The sequence below is a fragment of the Oscillochloris sp. ZM17-4 genome (assembly GCF_019599295.1).
Lineage (GTDB): Bacteria > Chloroflexota > Chloroflexia > Chloroflexales > Chloroflexaceae > Oscillochloris.
In genome coordinates, this window is the sequence record NZ_JAIEWN010000009.1 from 101,337 (window position 1) to 119,958 (window position 18,622).

The following is an 18,622-nucleotide window of genomic DNA, read 5'->3' on the forward strand; positions in this document are numbered from 1 at the left end:
TCTGAAACATGCCTTAGACAAGGTTTCTGGTTGCTTTACAGTTTGATGCTATGAATGGCGTTCTACTGCACCAAATCTGCAATCTGCAATCTGCAATCTTGTCTTAGATCGCCAGCCGCACCGCCGGGTCGCCCAGGAGCACATAGTTGCGCGCGTCGTTGCGGGCCATCCAGAGCCGCGCGAGCCGCGCCGGGTTGGGCTGTATGCCGTGGCGTATATCCTCAAGCTCCTTTGTCAGGGTGAGCGAGCGAGCGCCCTGGATGACATTGAACTGGTCGGTGGCGCTGCCCGCCGGCATGCCCTTGAGCAGCCGGCCGATCACGTCCTGGAAGGGCTGGATCTGGCTGTCGGCGCCGCCCTCGACCCCGCTGAACGAGTAGGTCCAGGCCCGCTCGATGTGGCCGAGCACCGCCAGCGCCCCGTGCGCCAGCAGACGCTGCGGCAGCTGGGACACAAAGGAGAAGGGGGCGATCTGTGCGCGTGGCTTGCCCGGCTCAAAGGCAAACTCGTCATGCTGGGGGCAGCCGGCGCTGTAGCAGGCGAAGAGGCAGGCGATCATGCCCGCCACATTCAGGTTGCTCATGGCGTCCAGATCCTCGCCGGCCAGCCAGTGCTCGCGCCTGATGCTGCCATACGCGAAATCTGCGGTTAGCAGGGCGCCCTGGTGCATCACCAGCCGGGCCGGGTCGTCGCTCGACCGCAGGCCAATGCCGTGGGTGGCGCTGAAGAGGATCGCCGGCGGCGCGCTGGCGCTCAGCATCCGCGTCAGATTGTCGCGCGTGGCGTCATCGCCCAGGTAGAGCCTGTGTCCGAACCCGAGCCGGGCGGGGGTCGTGTTCGGCGCGCCACTCCACGCGGCCAGCGGGGTGACCAAGTTCTTGGCGCTGCGCTCGGTCGAGGTGTCGCCCTCGTGGCGTGTGCCGATGAAGGCGATCTCTTTGCGCAGGTGGCTGGCCGCGTCGGCGCGAGTCTCCCAGGCCACCACCTGCTCGGCATAGTCGCGGTAGGCGTCAAGGCGATGCCGCCCGCTCGCGTCCGTGAAGAGCAGCCGGCCCACCCCCCAGAAGACATCCAGCTCGTACTGGAAGCCCCACGGGATAAAGACATCGTCGTGGGGGTCGAGCGGGCCGGGCCGGCCGACGATCATCAGGTAGAAGGGCACCCCTTGCTTCGGGTCGACCGGGGCCTGGGAGACGCGGTGGCGCGTGAGCCAGTTGTTCACTGTCTCGCCGGTGCGCACGAGCAGCACCGGCGGCACCTCGCCCCAGTTGTCCCTGAGGCTCTTCTTGCCATCGTCGGTGTGGCGGCGGAGCCATGCGCCGCAGGAGCTGTCGCCGCTCTGGAAATCGAGGTTGAGCGGGCGGCAGCCCATCTGGCGCATGCGGTGCTGGATGAGCGGCGCGAGCGCTTTCAGCACCGCCACGTCCTCCTTCGCCCGCACCACCACCGCCCAGCGCGCCTCTGCGATAGTGTCCTGATCGACATCGGCGATTGTGCCATAGGTGTGGATGCCGCCAATGAGTCCCCTGGCGATCGTAACCGCCTCTGGCATGGGCTCTCCGCTCGGCGCAAACTCCTCGCTGCGGCAGAAGGCAGCGACCTTTGCCTTGTAGATGCTCTCTACGGCCGTGTCTGGCGGCTTGAACTGCCTGTTCTGGGCCATCGCCACAATGTCGCCAGCGGTGATATGGAGCAGGGGTTGTCCGGTGTGCGCGTCGATCCCGTTGGGGTAGAGCTCCTCGCCGCCCGCGCTCTGCACCAGATTGCGCTGAGGGGATGCCCCGGCCGGAGCCTGCTGGCGCGGATTGAGGTGCTGATCGAGAAGCTGGGTCAGCGTATCGTACTCGTTGTGAATATTGACAGGGGTGCTGGTCTGTCTGCCAGTGGAAGTCGTCTGCGCTATGAACTTGGGGAAATCCCGCCGATGGAACAGCTCGGCCAGCCGCTCGATCAGCGCCTGAATCTTCCGCAGCCTATCGCGCTCCTCCTCCTCCTGATGGCACCCTAGCTGCTCGACGTGCTGCCCCATGAGCTCAGTGGCCCGCTGAAGCGCCTCGTAGATCGTGTCGTAGGGGTCGGTTGCCATAGGTCTTCCTTGCGCGATCATCAGATCGCCAGCCGCACCGCCGGGTCGCCAAGGAGCAGATAGTTGCGCGCGTCGTTGCGGGCCATCCAGAGCCGCGCCAGCTGCGGCTTGGGCTTCGCATCGTACAGGAGGTACTCCAGCTCCTCGGTGAGGGTGAGCGAGCGGGCGCCCTGGATGACATTGAACTGGTCGGTGGCGCTGCCCGCCGGGATGCCGCGCATGAGCCGGCCGAGCACGTCCTGGAAGGGCTGGATCTGGCTGGTCGTCCCGGCTTCGGTGCCGCTGAACGAGTAGGTCCAGGCCCGCTCGACGTGGCCGAGCACCGCCAGCGCCCCGTTGACCAGCATGCGCTGCGGCAGCTGGGAGATGAAGGGGAAGGGCGCGATCTGCCGGCGCTGTTTGTTGGCGTCGAAGATGAACTCATCCTGCTGGGGGCAGCCGATGCCGTAGCAGGCGAAGAGAACGGCGATCATGCCCTCCACGTTCAGGTCGCTCATGGCGCCCAGGTCCGCGCCGGACAGCCAGTGCTCGGGCCTGATGCTGCCGTACGCGAAGTCAGCGGTCAGCAGCGCGCCCTGGTTCATCACCAGGCGGCTGGGGTCGCTCATGGGCAGGCCGATGCCGTGAGTGGCGCTGAAGAGCAGGGCCGGCGGCGCGCTGGCGCTCAGCAATCGGGCCAGGTTGTCTTTGGTCGCGTCTGTGCCGAGCGAGACGGTGTGTTCAAATTGCCGCTCGACGGGGATCTTGCCGCCCTGGCTCCACGCAAGCAGCGGCTTGACCAGCTCCTCGGTGCTGCGCTCGGTCGAGATATCGCCCTCGTGGCGGGTGCCGAAGAAGGCGAGCTCTTTGCGTAGGCGGCTGGCGGCGTCGGGGCGCTGCTCCCAGGCCACCACCCGCTCGGCGTAGGCCCGGTAGTCGTCGATCCGGTGCCGGCCGCCCTCGTCGGTGAAGGCCAGCCGGCCCACCCCCCAGAACATGTCCAGCTCATACTGAAAGTTCAGCGGGATGAATGTCTGGTCGCTGAGGTCGAGCGGGCCGGGGCGGCCGACGATCATCAGGTAGAAGGGCACGCCCTGCGCGGGGTCCACCGGCGCCTGGGATGTGCCGTGGCGCTTCAGCCAGGCGTTCACCCGCTCGCCGGACTCCACCAGCAGCACGGGCGGCACTGTGATCTCGTCCCACCGGGGCGTCTGCCCGGGCTGCCAGTGGATCGCGTCTTTGAATGTCCGCGCGCCGCCATCGGTGTGGCGGCTGAGCCAGGCCCCGCAGGACGTGTCGCCGCTCTGGAAGTCAAAGTCGCGCTTGCCGAAGCCCATCTGGATCATCCGGTGCTCGATCAGCGGCCAGAGCGCCTTGAGCACCGCCACATCCTCCTGGGCGTGGATCACCACCGCCCAGCCGGCCTCCTGGATCTTATTCTGATCGATGTCGGCGATGGTGCCGAGATGCTCGGTGACCAGCGACTTCTTGGCCTCGACCGCGACGTCGAGCGGCGGGTCTGTGCTGCTGCCCGGGTCGTAGCTGGCTATCTTCTTGCGATGAAGCTGTTTGATCTCCGGGTCGATCTGATACGCCTCATCTCTGGTCATCGCCACCACCGCCGCCGCGTTGATGCGCAGCAGCGGCATGCCGATAACGCCGTCGATCCCGTTCGGGTAGAGCTCCTCGGACTGCTCGCCGCCCCCGGCGTCGAGCAGGATCAGCGGCGCGCGGTACTCGTTCTCCGCCGGTGCGGCTTCCGTAGTCGCCGGCGTATCGCCCGCCGGGGGCGTGGGCGCGAGGGTGGCGGTCGGCGCATCGCCGAGGGCCGCCGCAAAGCTTTGCTCGAGCTGACCAAGGCGCCTCCCGAGATCACCGTAGTCTTGCCTGATAGCGCGCAGCTGGTCATAGAGCGCGCGGGTCTGCTCATCCGCCATGCCAGTTCTTTCCGATATCACGGGGGGCGCCGTCTCACGCGCGCGGGAGACGGGGGATAGGGGCGCGGCGATGCCGGCACGCGCCCCTGCCTCCCGCTCGCCTTCAGACTCCCGGCCGCGCAGTCAAATAGCCAACTTCACCGCCGGGTCGCCCAGGAGGGCGTAGTTGCGCGCGTCATTGCGGGCCATCCACAGCCGAGCCAGCAGCGATGGGTTGGGAATACTGCCACCGATCCCCTGCTCAAGCTCCTGAGTCAGGGTGAGCGAACGGGAGCCCTGGATGACATTAAACTGGTCGGTGGCGCTGCCGACCGGCATGCCTTGCATCAGCCGACTGACTACATCCTGGAATGGCTGGATCTGCGCCTTTACATTCTCGGTGCCGCTAAACGAGTAGGTCCAGGCCCGCTCGACATGGCCGAGCACTGCCAGTGCGCCCTTCAGCAGCATGCGCTGCGGCAGCTGAGCGATAAACGGGAAGGGCGCGATCTGCTGGCGCTTTTTGTTGGCATCGAAGATAAACTCGTCCTTGTCGGGGCATCCGGCACCGTAGCAGGCGAAGAGGAGGGCGATCATGCCGTCCAGGTTGGCGCTGCTCATGGCGTCCAGATCCTCGCCGGCCATCCAGTGCTCGCGCTTGATGTTGCCGAACTCGAAGTCTGCGGTCACCAGCGATCCCTGGTTCATCACCAGACGAGCTGGATCGCTCATTGGTAGGCCGACGCCGTGGGAGGCGGTGAACAGCAGGGCCGGCGGGGTACTGGCGGTCAGCAGCGCCTCCAGATTATTCTTGGTGGCATCGTCGCCCAGGTAGATGGTCGGATCCTGGTTGAAGCCGACGCGCTTGACGAACTTGCTTTCCTTGTTCCACTTGACCAGCGGCGCAACCAGCTCATCGGCGCTGCGCTGGGTGGAGTTATCATCCTCGTGGCGCGTGCCGAAGAAGGCGATCTCCTTGCGCAGGCGATTCGCCGCGTCGGCGCGGGTCTCCCATGCCACCACCCGCTCGGCGTAGGTCTTGTAGTCATCGAGGCGGTGGTGGCCGCTCACATCGCTGAAGACCAGCCGTCCCACGCCCCAGAAGAAGTCGAGCTCATACTGGAAGTGGAGCGAGATATAGATCTTATCATGAGAGTCGAGGGGGCCGGGGCGACCGACGAGCATCAGGTAATAGGGCACGCCGAGGGCAGGGTCGACAGGCCCCTGCGAGGTGCCGTGGCGCTTCAGCCAGGCGTTTACAGGTTCGTCGGGGCGCACGAGCAGCACCGGCGGCACCTTCCCCCAGGCGTTGGCCAGAGTCTTCTTGCCGCCATCGGTGTGGCGGCTCATCCATGCACCGCAGGTGGTGTCGCCGCTCTGGAAGTCGAAGTCGAGCTTGCTGAACTCCATCTGGCGCATACGGTGCTGGACGAGGGGCCAGAGCGCCTTGAGCACCGCGACATCCTCCTCGGCATGCACCACCACTGCCCAGCCGGCCTGCTGGATCTGGTTCTGATCGACCTCGCCCGTCGTGGCGAAGGAGCCATGTTCCTTTTCTTTGGCAAGGTTTTGCTCATCCTCCCACGAGCGCTCGCCCTTGGCGAACTTCGCCGCCGTATCGGTGTCGATCTTGAGCAGCAGCTGTCCAGTGACGCCGTCGACGCCATTGGCATCTAGCTCCTCGTTATCCTCACTCACTCCTTTGTTTAGGAAGACGAGCGGCCCCGTATAGGGGATGGTCTCCTCCGCAGGGGCGACGGCTGCCGGTTCCGGCGTAGCTGTGGGGGCGGGCCGGGGCAGCTGAGCAGGTGCAGGTGCCTCTATTGGCGCGGGGGCAGCCTCGTCCTCGTCCTCGTGCGAAGGCATCGGCACACCCAGGATGCGCTGGAGCCGCGTGGTCAGATCATCGACCTGATCCTTGAGCCCCAGCAGGTCGGCGTAGATCGCCATCAGGTTATCGCTGCCCTCGCCCGAACTGCCGAGGCGGGCCGATCCGGATTTGCCACGCGAGCCGACCTTCTTCGGCGGCGCGGCCACCTTCTCCTCGAGGACAATACCGTCGGCCACAAAGGCCACAAGGTTCTGGCGGGACACCAGCAGGAAGGGCATGTGGCAGTAGCCGGGGCCGTCGCTATTGTCCTTGCCCCAGTCGGGGCCCCAGCTGTTTCGCACAATAAAGTAGCCGCCGCCGGGGGCCGTCGCATCGGTGCGGTAGCCCACGACACACATGGCATGGCCGCCCTTTGCTTGTTCGCTGGGCAGCGGGAAGCGCAGCCGGCCCAAGATCGTCGCCTGGGTCGCGCCCGTCCAATGCGAGTAGATCGGCATACCGATCATCACCGGCTTACCCTCAGCCAGCTGGGCCTGGATCTGGTTCACCCCTGTGCTGCCCTTGGGCTGTAGCTGGGTGAAGCCGCTGATCCGGCGGCGTTTCGCCTCATCGTAGGCGGGCGCGGGCGGCGTCGGGCCACCGGGCTGGCTGGTATTAGGCTCAGCGTGGTAGGGCCAGGTTCGCTCGGTGCAGATTCCCACGTCGCGCAGCAGCTGGATGGCCAGGGCCGGATTCGTACCCACATCGCCGGGGATGCCGTCTCGCTCCTTGCAGAGGTAGTAGAGGAACTGCTCCGAGAGGTCGGTCGGGTCGCCGCTGAGGATCTGCAGCATTGAGGCCAGGGTGAAGGCCACGCAGGTGTTGCGCTGGCCTTGGTTCTGCGGGTCGGGGATGCCCCTGGCCTTGGTCAGCGGCTCAACAGCCTCGGGCAGATCGACCACGGTGGCGAAGGACGCCTCAACCTCAGGCACGCCGGTCATATCCAGGCCCGCGCCGACCTCAAACTCAACCGCGATGTCGAAAGGCGTATCTTGGGGGAGGGCTGCGTTGACGGCGTCGGCGAGGCTCCCCAGCGTGGCATCATCGACGCCCAGGACTGCCGCCAGCGTTTTCCGCCCGCTGAAGTTGATCGTGCTGCGGAACTCCTCGGCCGTCGTGATCCAGTATGGGTCTGCCAGCTTCTTACGGATCGTCTCGTCAAACCCGGCGATCCCGTCGAGCGGCGTGAGCGTGCGTTCAGGCATTCCAGCTCCTTCAAAGATTGCAGATTGCAGATTGCAGATTGCAGATTGCAGCATCAGTGTACGATACTCATTTGCGATCAACAATCCGCAATCTGCAATCACATGCGACTGAGGATGCTCTAAGGTACGATAATCTGTAATTACATGCGGCTGAGGATACCACGGATGAGCGCGGAGAAGCGGGGCTTGGCCTGCTCGCCGGCCTCCAGCACCTCGGCGTGGTTGGCCGGGGGGCCGTCGGGCATGGCCAGGTTGGTGATCAGCGAGAAGCCGAGGACGCGCATGCCGCCGTGGATGGCGACGATCACCTCGGGGGCGGTGGACATGCCCACGGCGTCGGCGCCCCAGATCCGCAGCATACGGATCTCGGCGGCGCTCTCGAAGGCCGGCCCCGAGAGCATGCAGTAGACGCCCTCGCGCAGCGTCGTGCCCTGCGCTGCGGCCACCTCGCGGGCCAGGGGCACCAGCTCGTTGTCGAAGGCGCCGACGACGCCGGGGAATCGCGGGCCGAGCCGGTCGTCGTTCTCGCCGCGCAGCGGGTGGTTGCCGACCATGCCGGGCAGGAAGATCTGGTCGCTGATCCGCATAATATCGCCCACCTGCCAGTCGGGGCGCAGACCGCCGGCGGCGTTGGTGACGATCAGTGTCTCGCAGCCGAGCGCCTTGAGCACGCGCACCGGGAAGGCCACCTCCTGCATCGAGTGGCCCTCGTAGAAGTGGAATCGACCGCGCATCGCGGCCACCGGCTTGCCCTCCATCAGCCCGATCGCCAGCTCGCCGCGGTGTCCATGCACCTTCGGCGCGTGGAAGCCGGGGATCTCGGCGTAGGGCACGACGGCGGCCTGCTCCAGGTCATCGGCCAGGCCGCCCAGGCCCGAGCCGAGGATCAGGCCGACCTTCGGCGTCACCAGCAGGCGCCCGGCGATGGCGGCGCGCGCCTGCTCGATTAGTTCGTACATAATTCCTCAGGGTACAGGGTGCAGGGTGCAGGGTACAGGGTGCAGGGTGCAGGGTGCAGGGTGCAGGGTGTAGGGTGCAGGGTGCAGGGTGCCTCTACGGTTTGACGTAACGTGCTTTGGGGCATAGGAACGTGACGGGTTGGTCTGCTCTCGGCTCTAGCGCCATCATACGATAGCCTACGAGCGCCTATCTAGCCCTGTCCCCTGTCCCCTGTCCCCTAAATCCGGCTCAATAATTCTTTCTTCTTCGCCTCGAACTCATCGGTCGAGAGGATGCCGCGCTCGCGGAGGGCGGCGAGCTCCTCCAGGGTGCGCTGGATATCGCCGGCGGACATTGAGGGGCGCTGCTGGGGGCTCTGGTAGCTCTGCGGGTCGAGGTAGCCGTAGCCGCGCTCGTGGTTATGCTTGGCGTCGAGCATAGCCTTCTTAAACTCCAGCGGCCCTTCGATCCGATCCATCACATTGATCGCATCATCTGAGGCGGTGAGGATCTCAACCGTGCCGAAGTTCATCATGCGGCCGATCAGGGTTTGGCGCAGCTCCACATCATTGATCTTCTCCAGCGACGAGTCGATCACCCGCTTGTTGACGATGCCGCGCACCTGGATGACCCGCCGGTCGGTGATCACATACTGCTCGGTCGTCCAGCGCAGATAGTCCATAAAGCCGCTGATCATGACGATCACGCTGATCACCACGCAGAGCAGGAGGATGAGGCTGCTGGCGGTGAGGCTGCCGATGAGCGGGGTGGTGTTGGTGCTGAAGGCCCAGTTTGACGCGACCCCGGCGGCCACCAGGACGGCGATGAGCGTCAGTTCGGCGAGGATATTGGCGATGAGGACGAAGAGGTGCTGGCGGGCGATGTAGATAATCTGCTCCCCGCGCCCCAGCAGCTGGTCGATGTATGCCATGATGGAACTCCTTATTCGCCGCGCATCACGTCCTGGAGAAAGGCCACCGACTTCAGATCGCGCTCGAGCAAGTTGCGTAGGTAGCTCCGCATCAGCTCCTCGGCCTCGCCGCGCACCGCCGTTGAGAGGTGGAGCGCCTCGATGGCGCTCATGGGCTGGCTCTGGAGGTAGCGTAGCAACCGGAACGCCGGGCCGCTCATCGCCATCGCGCGCTGGTCGGCCTTGCGGTCGCGTGGGCAGATCACGCCGCCGAGCTGCGGGCTGAAGCGGTCGGCGTCCTCGGCGAGCAGATCACCGCACACCGCGCAGTTGTGGAGGTGCGGTCGGTAGCCGGCGATATGGAGCAGGCGTAGCTCGTAGGCGCGCAGCACGAGATCGGGGTTCGCACTCTGATCGATGGCTGTGAACGAATCAACGAGCAGCTGGAAGAGCGGGCGATTCTCCTCGCCATCCTCAGTGAACTTGTCGTAGAGCTCTGCGATGTAGTAGGCGCGACTCAGGCGTGCGATCTCGGCGCGCATCTGGGGGAACGAGCTAATTATCTGGCTTTGGGTGATGATATCGAGGTTCCGCCCGACGGCGAGGAGCATGCTGGTGTGGGTGAAGAGCTCGATGTGGCCTGCGATACGGCTGGTGGTCTTGCGGACGCCCTTGGCCACCACGCGGCTCTTGCCGGCAGGCGTGGCGATGAGCAGCAGCCGGTCAGCCTCCGCGAAGTCGCTGCGCCGTAGGATCACCGCCTCTGTTCGATAAACGCGCTCGCGCATACTATTTTCCTGCGCAGCCCGCGTATGCACGCGGGCGCGTGCGTGTGATGAGGCTGTGAGAGACCCCTTGGTGCATCGGCATTCGTTGTCCCGAAGTGCTCGCATCTCGCAATGGCCCTATTATAGCCACTGCCATGGGCATGATCAAGGCGTCGCACCAGCTTCACGAGGGAGTGCGCGCGGCGCGCGCCGGATCGCCTGTCAGTGCGTGATCTCCTGGTACTCTCTGCCGATCTCGGCCTGCTGGGCGTAGCCCCCGGCCCGCACCTCGGCGATCGCCTGATCCTCGGGCATTGTCCAGCGCGGGCTGTAGTGGACGAGCAGCAGCCGGCTCGCACCTGCGGCGGCGGCCACGGCGCCGGCTTGCCGGGGCGTGGTGTGGCCGGGGAATGGCTGCGGCGTGGTCGCCTCGTGGATCAGGACGGTGGTGCCGTGGGCCAGATCGTCTACGGCTGGGCAGGGCTCGGTGTCGGCCGAGTAGGTGATCGCCCGCCCGCCCGCCGCATCCTCACATCGGAGGGCCAGGCAGGGGCGGCTATGCGCGGTCAGCGCCGTGCGGATGCGCCACCCGTCGGCGAGCGGGATCGTGTCGCCGGCCTGGATCTCCGTCCAGATGATCGGCGGGCACATGTCGTCGAGGGCGAAGGCGGCGAGGATGCCCTGCACGAGCGCCAGCGTCGGGGCCAGGCCGTAGATCGGCAGGGGCGCCGTGCGCCCGGACAGGCGCAGGCTGAACAGCAGCGCCGCTATGCCGTTGATGTGGTCGCAGTGGCTGTGGGTGAGCAGAACGCCCTGGAGGGGAGGGCCAGCGTGCCCGCCCAGCGAGTCGAGCCCAGCCTTGAGCAGGCGCTGGTAGGTGCTGCCGCCGGCGTCGATCAGCAGCGGGCCGCCCGGCCCGTCCCAGACCATGTGGGTGTGCTCGCGGTCGGCGTCGGGCACGCCGGTGCCGGTGCCGAGCAGGATCATGCGGGGCATATGGTTTCGTCCGTGGTTCGCTTATAGGCCTGCGGGCTATGCCGCTCTGCGCACATCATAGCACGGCCCGGCCTCGCGGAGGAGGCGCGGCTGCACGGCGGGGCCGAGCAACTCGGCGATGCGCTGGCGGCGGCGCGTGCCCATCAGCGGCTCGATGTCGGCCATGACGGCGCGGGCGGCGTCGCCATAGCAGGCGAGGTGATACTGGGGCTGGTAGCCCTCCTGGCGCGGCGGGCGGGTGTGCAGGTTCACGCTAATAGCATAGCGATCACGGAGGATGCCCTGGACGCGTAGGATGACGTCGTGGTCGACGGTATTTAGTTCGACAATGGGGGTCACATTATGCTTGCTGGTAGGATGCAAGCCAAAATACGCCTCGCCCTCAAGGAGGCCGGCGAGCCAGTAGCGCTCAAACTCCTCGGCGCCATCGGGCGCGACGTAGAAGCGCTTATGCTTGATGGATCGGAGCGGCTGGTAGGTTGCTACAGCCTCATCGATTTGCGTCTGGCGCCGGGAGCTCAGGTGCGGTTGAAGGATCTGCATCATCGCCACGGCGCTGCCGCCGACGAGCTCGGTACGATGGACGGGCTTATAGCGTGGATTCTTGAGCTTGAAGATCCATAGGCGTGTGCCCCAGAGCTCACAGACATGGTTGATCACATCTTCATCTGCCATGCCAATTGATGTTGTTGGCCGCCGTGGCTTCGCTGGCGAGCCGCATGCAAAGGAACCCTCTCCCTCCATCAGCCCGACAAGCCACGCTAGCTGGCGCGTATCGAAGTGTAGTTCACGCTTGATTATTATACTAAACCTCCACGCTAGCGGATAATAAGCTCATGTATTCTAGTGTGAGTGAGTTGACCTGTCAAGCTCAAAAGAGAACGAGCTCTCCTCAGAGTGCTCGTTCAAAAGTATTTACACTTATAATTACAAAGTGTAAGCCTTAATTTTCGTCACTCATTGGTACGAGCCTTTTGCGAAGCGCATAAATTGCCACCTGAGTGCGATCTGCAAGGTGAAGCTTTGAAAGGATATTGCTAATATGGGTCTTGGTCGTCTTCTCTGAAATGATCAGAGTGTCGGCAATTTCCTTGTTCGACATGCCCTTGGCCACCAGGCGCAGCACGTCCATCTCACGCGGGGTGAGCTGGTCGACGGGGGCCTCGGAGGAGCGCGGCGCGCTGAACTCCTGCATGAGCTTGGCGGCCACCTCGGGGTGGAGCACCGCCTCGTTGCGCTGGGCGGCGCGGATGGCGTGTGCCAGCTCCTCGGGGGAGATGTCCTTGAGCAGGTAGGAGATCGCGCCGGCCTTGATCGCCGGGAAGACCTTGTTGTCGTCGCTGAAGCTGGTCAGCACGATCACCTTGCTGCTCGGGCTGACCGTCTTGACCTGGCGGGTGGTCTCGACGCCGTCGATGCCGGGCATCACCAGGTCCATCAGCACCACGTCGGGCAGCAGGTCGCGGGCGAGCTGCACGCCCTCGGCGCCGCTGCTGGCCTCACCCACAACCTCGATGTCGTCCTGGAGCTCCAGGAAGTCGCGCAGGCCCTGACGCACCACCCGGTGGTCATCGATCAGCATCACGGTAATGGCATCCATCTGGAACCTCCTCATTGTTTTAGGGACGCGAATCTTCTTACGCATCTGATCGTGACGGGTGATCCGTGATCCGTGATCCGTGACCAAGCCACGGATCACGGATCACCCGTCACGGATCACGGATCATGCAACTGCCTGGATGATCGCGCATTTCTGCTTCCCTTACCCTACGCCGCAGTACGTGGCACCGTCACCGTCACCTCGGTGCCGCCACCGATCATCGAGCGCAGATCCATTGTGCCACCGATCTCGGCGGCCCGCTCGCGCATACTGATCATCCCCAGGTGTCGGCCCTGGCCCGAGGGGGTGGCCTGCGGGTCAAAGCCCTGTCCGTCGTCGGCGACCCGCACGAGCACCCGCTCGGCACCGAACTCCAGCGCCACCGTGACGTTGCGGGCGTCGGCGTGCTTGACCACATTGTTCAGCGCCTCCTGGACAATGCGGAAGAGCGGCTGCTCCAGCCCGCGGGCCAGGCGGTCGTCGCCGACGACGCTGAGGGCGATCGCCAGGCTCTCGCGGCGCGAGAGGGCCTGGGCGTGCTGCTGGAGCGCCGCGACGAGCCCCTGGTCGCGCAGGGCCGGCGGGCGCAGCTGGAAGATCAGGGCGCGCATCTCAGCCAGGGCGGCGGTGGCCGTCTCCTGGAGACGATCGAGCTGGGCGGCGGCCCGCTGCGGGTTCTTCTCAAGCTGGGCGCGGGCCGCCGGCGCGGTGAGGGTCATGCTAAACAGCTGCTGTGAGACGCTGTCGTGGAGCTCGCGGGCGAGCCGGTTGCGCTCCTCAAGGACGGCGGCGGCCTGGGCGCGCCGGTAGAGCCGCGCGTTCTCCAGGGCCCCCGCCAGCACATCGGCCACGGTCTCGAGGATCGCCACATCCTCATCGCTGAAGGCGGCCAGCTGTGGCGACTCGAGGTTGAGCAGGCCGAGGGTGCGCCCGTTGGCGATGATCGGCACGCAGAGCTCCGCGCGTGTCGCGCTGCGCTCGGCCACCACAAAGTAGCCTGGCTCGTCGCGCACATCGTCGACGCGGATGGTCTGCCCGCCGCGGGCGGCCCGCCCGATGAGCCCGAGGTTGAGGTGCTGGCGGTAGCCGGCGCCCATCGAGGGCAGTATGCCGAACGAGGCCGACAGAACGAGCTCGTTGGTCTCATCGTCGACCAGGAACAGGTCTACCTGATCATAGCCGAACCCGCTGCGGATCTGGGCCGTGACCTCGGGGAGGCTGTACTCCTGCTCCAGGGTGGCGCTGGCGGTGCGGGCGATGGTGTTGAGGACGGCGAGCTGGTCGGCGTGGCGCTGGATGTGGGCGGCCATGCGCTGCGACTCCTGGTAGAGCCGGGAGCTGGTGATCGGCCCGCCCACCTGGGCGGCGATCGCCTCCAGCAGATCCACATCTTCGTAGGCGAAGGCGCCCTCGTGGTGGCTGCCCACGTTCAGCGTGCCGATCACCCGGCCGCCGCTGCGCAGGGGCGCGATGATGCACGAGCGGTAGGTCGGGTCGATCGGGGCGAAGGATGGGCTGCTGCTCAGGTCGTTGGCGAAGAACGATCGTCCCTGCTGAGCCACCCATCCCACCATGCCCTCGCCGACACCAAAGCGTGCGCCCAGCAGGGCGGCCTCCTCGGGCGATGCGGCGACCACGGCCAGCGCGCCGTCATCCTCCAGCAGGCAGAGCGATCCGCTGCCGAAGGCGGCCTCGAGTCGCTCGACCGTGCGGCTCAGGATGGCGTCTAGGTCGAGGGTCGCGCTGACATCGCGGCCCAGCTCGGCGAGCAGCTGCTCCTTGGCGAGCAGGCGGGCGCTGCGCTCGGCGAGGCGCACATTCTCGACCGCCAGGGCGGCCTGGCGGGCGATCGCCTCGATCACCTGGGCGGCGGTCGGGTCGAGGGCGGAGGGCGCTGAGAGCGCGATGTAGATCACGCCGATCAGGCGGTCGCCGCGCCCGCGCAGGGGCACCAGCAGGGTCGGTACATCGGGCGGCGCGGCGGCGGCGTCGGCCGCGTTGGGCGCGGCGCTCCCGGCGGGGATGAGGTAGGAGTCGCTCACCCGCAGCTCGGGGCGGAGCAGGGGCGTGTAGGTGCCGGGCTGCACCGGGTCGGCGCGCAGCCGCTCCTGGATCTCCGTGGCGATGCCGGCGAAGGCCGTCGCCTCGAAGGCGTCGCTGTCGATGTTGCGCAGACGCACATAGACTTGGGCGCTCGCCACCACGCTGCGCAGCGTCTCGGCGACCTCGTGCAGTAGGCTCTCGGGCGTGTCGTCGGCGCGGATCTGGCTGCCGAGGGCCAGCAGATCGCCGAGCGGCAGCTGGCGGCCTCCCTCCGAGCGGGGCTGCTCCTGGGGCTGATTCGTCATCCGAGCTCCTCTCCAGCTGTGGCCTCTGCCAGCGCCGCGCCCCGCCCGATGCTGATCATGCCGAAGAGCGCGTCCTGCTCCACGACGACCGCCCGGCGCTTGAGCAGCTCCAGGATCGCCCAGAAGACCACGATCACATCCTGGCGGCTGGTGGCTTCGGCGAGCAGGTCGTCGAAGCTGAGCCAGCTCTGGCGGGCGAGCCGCTCGCGCACCATGGCGGACACCTGGGCCACCGTCATCCGCGGCGGCAGGCTCAGCACGGCGGCGGCGTCTTCGAGGGGCAGGGCCAGCTGGAGCCGCCGCTGGACGGCGGCGATCAGCTCGGCGACGGTGTGGCTCAGTGGGGATTGCTCAGGGGCCTCTGGGACGATCACCGGCGCGGTGCGCAGGAAGGTGCGCCGCTCCTCGTCCTGCCAGCCGCGCAGGACGGCGGCGAGCTGCTTGTAGCGCTGGTACTCGCGCAGCTGGCGGGTCAGGGCCTCGGCGTCGGTGTCGGCGTCAGATGCGCCGGCGCGCCCCTCGGCCGCCGGGCGCGGCAGCAGCGCCCGCGACTTGATCAGCAGCAGGCGTGCGGCCAGGCTCACGAACTCGGCCAGGGCGTGGGGGTCGGGCTCGTCTATCGCCCGCACGTGGGCGAGGTACTGGTCGGCGACCCGCGCCAGGGCGATGGTCGTGATATCGAGCTCGGCCCGCTCGATCAGCCGCAGCAGCAGATCCAGCGGCCCCTCAAATGTCGGCAGGGTGATGGTATACATTGAGTTGAGTGTTGAGTGTTGAGTGTTGAGTGTTGAGCTTTTGAACTCAACACTCAACACTCAGCACTCAGCACTAATGCTGTTCGTCGGCCCATTTGAGGGTCGCCGCCATCCCCGTCGGCGCCGGGTCGTGGTAGTGGCGCAGGGCGTGTACGATCTCGGGCGGGCTGCCGGCCTCGGCGGCCATGCGCGCGCCGCGCCAGGCGTGCTCGGCGTAGACGTGCAGGGGCCGCAGGGGGCCGCGCCCGCCGCGGGCCAGGGCCAGGTAGAGCCCGGGCATATGCTTCAGGATGGTCGCTACAATATACCACCCCAGCCCCATAGTCTGCCCGTCGTCGTCCACCTTGCCGCAGTCGTGGACGATCGCCGCCCGCAGCAGCAGGGGGGCGCGCTGGCCGGCGTCCACCAGGGTCTGGTAGACATCCAGGCAGTGGCGCTGGTCGTAGGTCGGCATGCGCTCGAAGAGCCGCCGCTCCCCGGCCGAGAGCGTGCGGGCCACCATGGCGCGCTCCTCGGCGCTCACCTCCGCCCGCAGCGCGGCGAAGAACTGCCGGGCGCGGTAGGGTAATGTTGAATGCTGAATGTTGAGTGTTGAATGATCGGTGTTGTTCGACATGAGGTGTCACCTTCGTAAGTGTGTGTATTAGGGAGGATGCCTACCATTCAACTCAACATTCACAATTCAACATTCAACATTATGGTATCAACGCGATCACCCGCGCCGGGCTGCTCTGGGCTGCCTGGAGCTTGAGGGCGCCGACGATGATCGTCGCCCCGGTGGCGGGGAGTTGCTCCAGGCTTGTCAGGTTCTCCAGGAGCAGCCGGTAGCCGCTGGAGGGGGCGTAGGCTGCCCCGGGCGCGTCGATGCCCAGCCCGATCACCTCGCGATCATCGAGCAGCGTGGCCGCCGCCGCCGCGCCGAAGGCCGGCGCGGTCATCTGCCCCGCCCCATCGTGATCGATGTAGGACGCCGGGTCGCCCCAGCGCAGATCCCACCCGGTCACCAGCAGCACGAGCGCGCCGCGCGGGACGACGCCGTGGCGTCGCTCCCAGTCGTCCAGCTCAGCCGTGCTGAGCTGGTAGCCGGCGTGATCCTGGGCCCGGTCGCGCACGTCGATCACCACGGCGGGCAGCACCAGTTCGCGGGGCGAGAGCTGATCGACCGTGCGCAGGTCGGAGGCCGGGGCGGCGACGAGCCGTAATAAGGTGCCAGTGCGTGCGCCGATCTCGATCTGGCGCACGCTGCCATCGGCGTCCCTCCCGATCCGCATGGGCGGCTCGTCGGGCAGGTAGGGCACATCCTGGCGCACCACATGGCTCAGATCGACCGTGCGGGTGAACATCGGCTGCTGCGCTGTGGGCTGCTCCCGCGGTGCGCAGCCCGAGAGGAGCAGGGAGATCGCCAGCAGCGCGACGATCATCCGCCGGCTGCTGGCTGATCGCTGGCTGCGCAAAGTTGTGGGGCGTGCTGTCAGATCGATGATACCTGATCATCCTCAAGAGGCAAGAACTATCGGCCTGATCATCATTATAGCAGCGATATCGTCGCTGTAGCGTGGCCGCAAGCACAGCCGGTATGCTATAATGCTATCCTATAGCGGTCAGAGCAGCGAGAGACACCCTATGTCGCTGTATATCCCAGAGGGCATCCCGCCCGTTATCCCGAACGCAATGGCCCGGATCGAGCGGCGCCTCCCCTACCCCGGAGAGGTGCTTGTGCGCGAGGGCAGCCGCGTCGAGCCCGAGGATATTGTCGCCCAGACCCTCAAGCCCGAGCCCCCGCAGATCATCAACGTCGCCCGATCGCTCGGCATTCCGCCGAGCCAGGTCTACCGCGCGATGCGCCGCGAGGTGCATAATAAGGTGGAGGCCGGGCAGGTGCTCGCCCGCGCGGCGGGGATCGTCGGGCGCAGCTGCCTGGCACCGGTTACCGGCATGATCGCCGATATCGATGATGAGACGGGCTATGTCACCATCGCCCCTGACCCCACCGAGTATGCCATGCAGTCCACGGTGCGCGGCATCGTGATGGAGGTCATCCCTTACGAGGGCGTGGTGATCGAGACACCGTCGGCTCAGGTCTATGGCGCTTTCGGCATCGGCGAGGATCGTAGTGGCGTGCTGCGCCTGTTGGCCACTGACCCCGGCGACATCGTGCGCCCCGAGCAGATTGATGCCCGCAGCGCCTACGCCATCCTGATCTGTGGCGCCGGCATTAGCGCCGCCGCGCTGCGCCGCGCGGTGCAGGAGCAGGTGCGCGGCATTATTGTCGGCGGGATCGACGAGTCTGAGCTGCGTGACTTTCTCGGCTGGGCGGATGTTGGCAGCTGGCAGGTGGGGCGGCATACCTGGCAGTGGCCAGACCTCACCGCGACCCCCGATCCGAAGCTGACAATCCTTGTCACCGAGGGCTTTGGATCTCGCCCGATGAATGCGGCCATGTTTGATCTGCTCAGCGCTCAGGATCGTCAGGAGGCGCTGATCGAGGGTGTGACGCGCCTGCGTCGCCCCCTGCGCCGTCCCCGCGTGGTGATCCCGCTCACCCGCAGCAGCAGCAGCGTGCAGGTCGAGGCTCCGCGCCCAACCTTGCGCCCAGGGGCGAGTGTGCGCCTGCTCGATAGCGACCACCTCGGGAAGATCGCTCAGGTGCGGAGCATTCCCTCCTCCCCGCGCCGGGTCGCCTCGCGCGTCAGCCTTGCTGCTGTAGAGGTTATCGATGCGGAAGGAGTGGCGTTCTGGCTGCCGCGGACCTGCGTTGAGGTGCTTTCCTAGATTGCAGATTGCAGACGCGGCCATAAAGCACGGCGGCACTCAACAAATGATCTACAATCTGCAATGAGTATGAGCCAGGAACCTTCACCCACGCCACAACCTGCCAGCGCCGGCATCAGCTCTGCATCTATCCTCGTCGTCGACGACGATCCAACCACCTGCACCTTCTGCGCTCGCGCCCTGAGTGTGTCGGGCTATACCGTCTCCTCTGCCACCGAGGTGGATGACGCCCTCGCGATCCTGCGCGGGCCTCAGCCGGTCGACCTCCTCCTCGCCGATATCCAGATGCCTGGCCTGAGCGGTCTGGAGCTCGCTCAGATCGCCCGCGAGGGCGATCCGGCGATCGCGATCATTATCATGACCGGCCACGCGACGCTTGATGCCGTGCATCAGACGGCCCGCCGCGGGGTGGCCGATTTTCTGATCAAGCCGTTTGAGCTCGATGAGCTGCGAACTGCGGTCGACCAGGCGCTGCACAA

The 18,622-nt window shown here is 66.2% G+C and carries 14 protein-coding genes and 1 pseudogene; 2 read left to right on the forward strand and 13 right to left on the reverse strand.

What is annotated here, in order from left to right:
* Positions 1 to 103: 103 nt before the first annotated feature.
* From K2Z83_RS09590 to K2Z83_RS09650, 13 genes are all read right to left on the reverse strand, one after another.
* Positions 104 to 2,086, reverse strand: coding sequence for a C25 family cysteine peptidase (locus K2Z83_RS09590; RefSeq protein ID WP_220594948.1), 1,983 nt, complete (start codon positions 2,084 to 2,086; stop codon positions 104 to 106).
* A gap of 20 nt (positions 2,087 to 2,106) precedes the next feature.
* A complete protein-coding gene (locus K2Z83_RS09595; protein WP_220594949.1) occupies positions 2,107 to 4,002 on the reverse strand; it encodes a hypothetical protein in 1,896 nt (631 codons plus the stop codon).
* A gap of 123 nt (positions 4,003 to 4,125) precedes the next feature.
* On the reverse strand, positions 4,126 to 7,056 hold the full coding sequence (locus K2Z83_RS09600) for a C1 family peptidase (RefSeq protein ID WP_220594950.1): 2,931 nt from the start codon (positions 7,054 to 7,056) through the stop codon (positions 4,126 to 4,128).
* Between the two features lie 140 nt (positions 7,057 to 7,196).
* On the reverse strand, positions 7,197 to 8,015 hold the full coding sequence (locus K2Z83_RS09605) for a purine-nucleoside phosphorylase (RefSeq protein WP_220594951.1): 819 nt from the start codon (positions 8,013 to 8,015) through the stop codon (positions 7,197 to 7,199).
* Positions 8,016 to 8,233: 218 nt separating this feature from the next.
* Entirely contained in the window at positions 8,234 to 8,926 is a 693-nt protein-coding gene (locus K2Z83_RS09610) for a PH domain-containing protein (protein WP_220594952.1), read from the reverse strand.
* A gap of 11 nt (positions 8,927 to 8,937) precedes the next feature.
* Positions 8,938 to 9,693, reverse strand: coding sequence for a DNA repair protein RecO (recO, locus tag K2Z83_RS09615; protein ID WP_220594953.1), 756 nt, complete (start codon positions 9,691 to 9,693; stop codon positions 8,938 to 8,940).
* 201 nt (positions 9,694 to 9,894) lie between these two features.
* Complete coding sequence (locus tag K2Z83_RS09620) at positions 9,895 to 10,668, reverse strand: MBL fold metallo-hydrolase (protein ID WP_220594954.1); 774 nt, start codon at positions 10,666 to 10,668, stop codon at positions 9,895 to 9,897.
* 36 nt (positions 10,669 to 10,704) lie between these two features.
* Positions 10,705 to 11,343 carry a hypothetical protein gene (locus K2Z83_RS09625; protein ID WP_220594955.1) on the reverse strand — a complete coding sequence of 213 codons (639 nt, stop codon included), beginning with the start codon at positions 11,341 to 11,343 and terminating at the stop codon, positions 10,705 to 10,707.
* Positions 11,344 to 11,611: 268 nt separating this feature from the next.
* Positions 11,612 to 12,268, reverse strand: coding sequence for a response regulator transcription factor (locus K2Z83_RS09630; protein ID WP_220594956.1), 657 nt, complete (start codon positions 12,266 to 12,268; stop codon positions 11,612 to 11,614).
* Positions 12,269 to 12,435: 167 nt separating this feature from the next.
* Positions 12,436 to 14,616: a GAF domain-containing protein gene (locus K2Z83_RS09635; RefSeq protein WP_220594957.1), complete on the reverse strand. Its 2,181-nt coding sequence runs from the start codon at positions 14,614 to 14,616 to the stop codon at positions 12,436 to 12,438.
* Entirely contained in the window at positions 14,613 to 15,371 is a 759-nt protein-coding gene (locus K2Z83_RS09640) for a ScpA family protein (RefSeq protein WP_220594958.1), read from the reverse strand. Before K2Z83_RS09640 ends, K2Z83_RS09635 begins: the two co-directional genes overlap by 4 nt.
* 73 nt (positions 15,372 to 15,444) lie before the next feature.
* Positions 15,445 to 15,987, reverse strand: coding sequence for a hypothetical protein (locus tag K2Z83_RS09645; protein WP_220594959.1), 543 nt, complete (start codon positions 15,985 to 15,987; stop codon positions 15,445 to 15,447).
* A 79-nt stretch (positions 15,988 to 16,066) separates the two neighbouring features.
* A complete protein-coding gene (locus K2Z83_RS09650) occupies positions 16,067 to 16,792 on the reverse strand; it encodes a cyclase family protein (RefSeq protein ID WP_220594960.1) in 726 nt (241 codons plus the stop codon).
* 202 nt (positions 16,793 to 16,994) lie between these two features.
* Here K2Z83_RS09650 and K2Z83_RS09655 point away from each other — a divergent pair, with 202 nt between their 5' ends.
* Positions 16,995 to 18,143 (forward strand): hypothetical protein, encoded by a 1,149-nt coding sequence (locus tag K2Z83_RS09655; protein WP_220594961.1) that lies wholly within the window; start codon positions 16,995 to 16,997, stop codon positions 18,141 to 18,143.
* Positions 18,144 to 18,212: 69 nt separating this feature from the next.
* Positions 18,213 to 18,545, forward strand: a pseudogene (locus tag K2Z83_RS29840) (response regulator); the annotation flags it as partial.
* Between the last annotated feature and the right edge of the window lie 77 nt (positions 18,546 to 18,622).

What these genes read in the sequence shown, in the direction of transcription:
- K2Z83_RS09630 (WP_220594956.1), bottom strand. Translation starts at nt 12,268, where the DNA reads ATGGATGCCATTACCGTGATGCTGATCGATGACCACCGGGTGGTGCGT.
- recO (WP_220594953.1), bottom strand. Translation starts at nt 9,693, where the DNA reads ATGCGCGAGCGCGTTTATCGAACAGAGGCGGTGATCCTACGGCGCAGC.
- K2Z83_RS09635 (WP_220594957.1), bottom strand. Translation starts at nt 14,616, where the DNA reads ATGACGAATCAGCCCCAGGAGCAGCCCCGCTCGGAGGGAGGCCGCCAG.
- K2Z83_RS09655 (WP_220594961.1), top strand. Translation starts at nt 16,995, where the DNA reads ATGTCGCTGTATATCCCAGAGGGCATCCCGCCCGTTATCCCGAACGCA.
- K2Z83_RS09620 (WP_220594954.1), bottom strand. Translation starts at nt 10,668, where the DNA reads ATGCCCCGCATGATCCTGCTCGGCACCGGCACCGGCGTGCCCGACGCC.
- K2Z83_RS09650 (WP_220594960.1), bottom strand. Translation starts at nt 16,792, where the DNA reads ATGATCGTCGCGCTGCTGGCGATCTCCCTGCTCCTCTCGGGCTGCGCA.
- K2Z83_RS09590 (WP_220594948.1), bottom strand. Translation starts at nt 2,086, where the DNA reads ATGGCAACCGACCCCTACGACACGATCTACGAGGCGCTTCAGCGGGCC.
- K2Z83_RS09605 (WP_220594951.1), bottom strand. Translation starts at nt 8,015, where the DNA reads ATGTACGAACTAATCGAGCAGGCGCGCGCCGCCATCGCCGGGCGCCTG.
- K2Z83_RS09645 (WP_220594959.1), bottom strand. Translation starts at nt 15,987, where the DNA reads ATGTCGAACAACACCGATCATTCAACACTCAACATTCAGCATTCAACA.
- K2Z83_RS09625 (WP_220594955.1), bottom strand. Translation starts at nt 11,343, where the DNA reads ATGGCAGATGAAGATGTGATCAACCATGTCTGTGAGCTCTGGGGCACA.
- K2Z83_RS09595 (WP_220594949.1), bottom strand. Translation starts at nt 4,002, where the DNA reads ATGGCGGATGAGCAGACCCGCGCGCTCTATGACCAGCTGCGCGCTATC.
- K2Z83_RS09600 (WP_220594950.1), bottom strand. Translation starts at nt 7,056, where the DNA reads ATGCCTGAACGCACGCTCACGCCGCTCGACGGGATCGCCGGGTTTGAC.
- K2Z83_RS09610 (WP_220594952.1), bottom strand. Translation starts at nt 8,926, where the DNA reads ATGGCATACATCGACCAGCTGCTGGGGCGCGGGGAGCAGATTATCTAC.
- K2Z83_RS09640 (WP_220594958.1), bottom strand. Translation starts at nt 15,371, where the DNA reads ATGTATACCATCACCCTGCCGACATTTGAGGGGCCGCTGGATCTGCTG.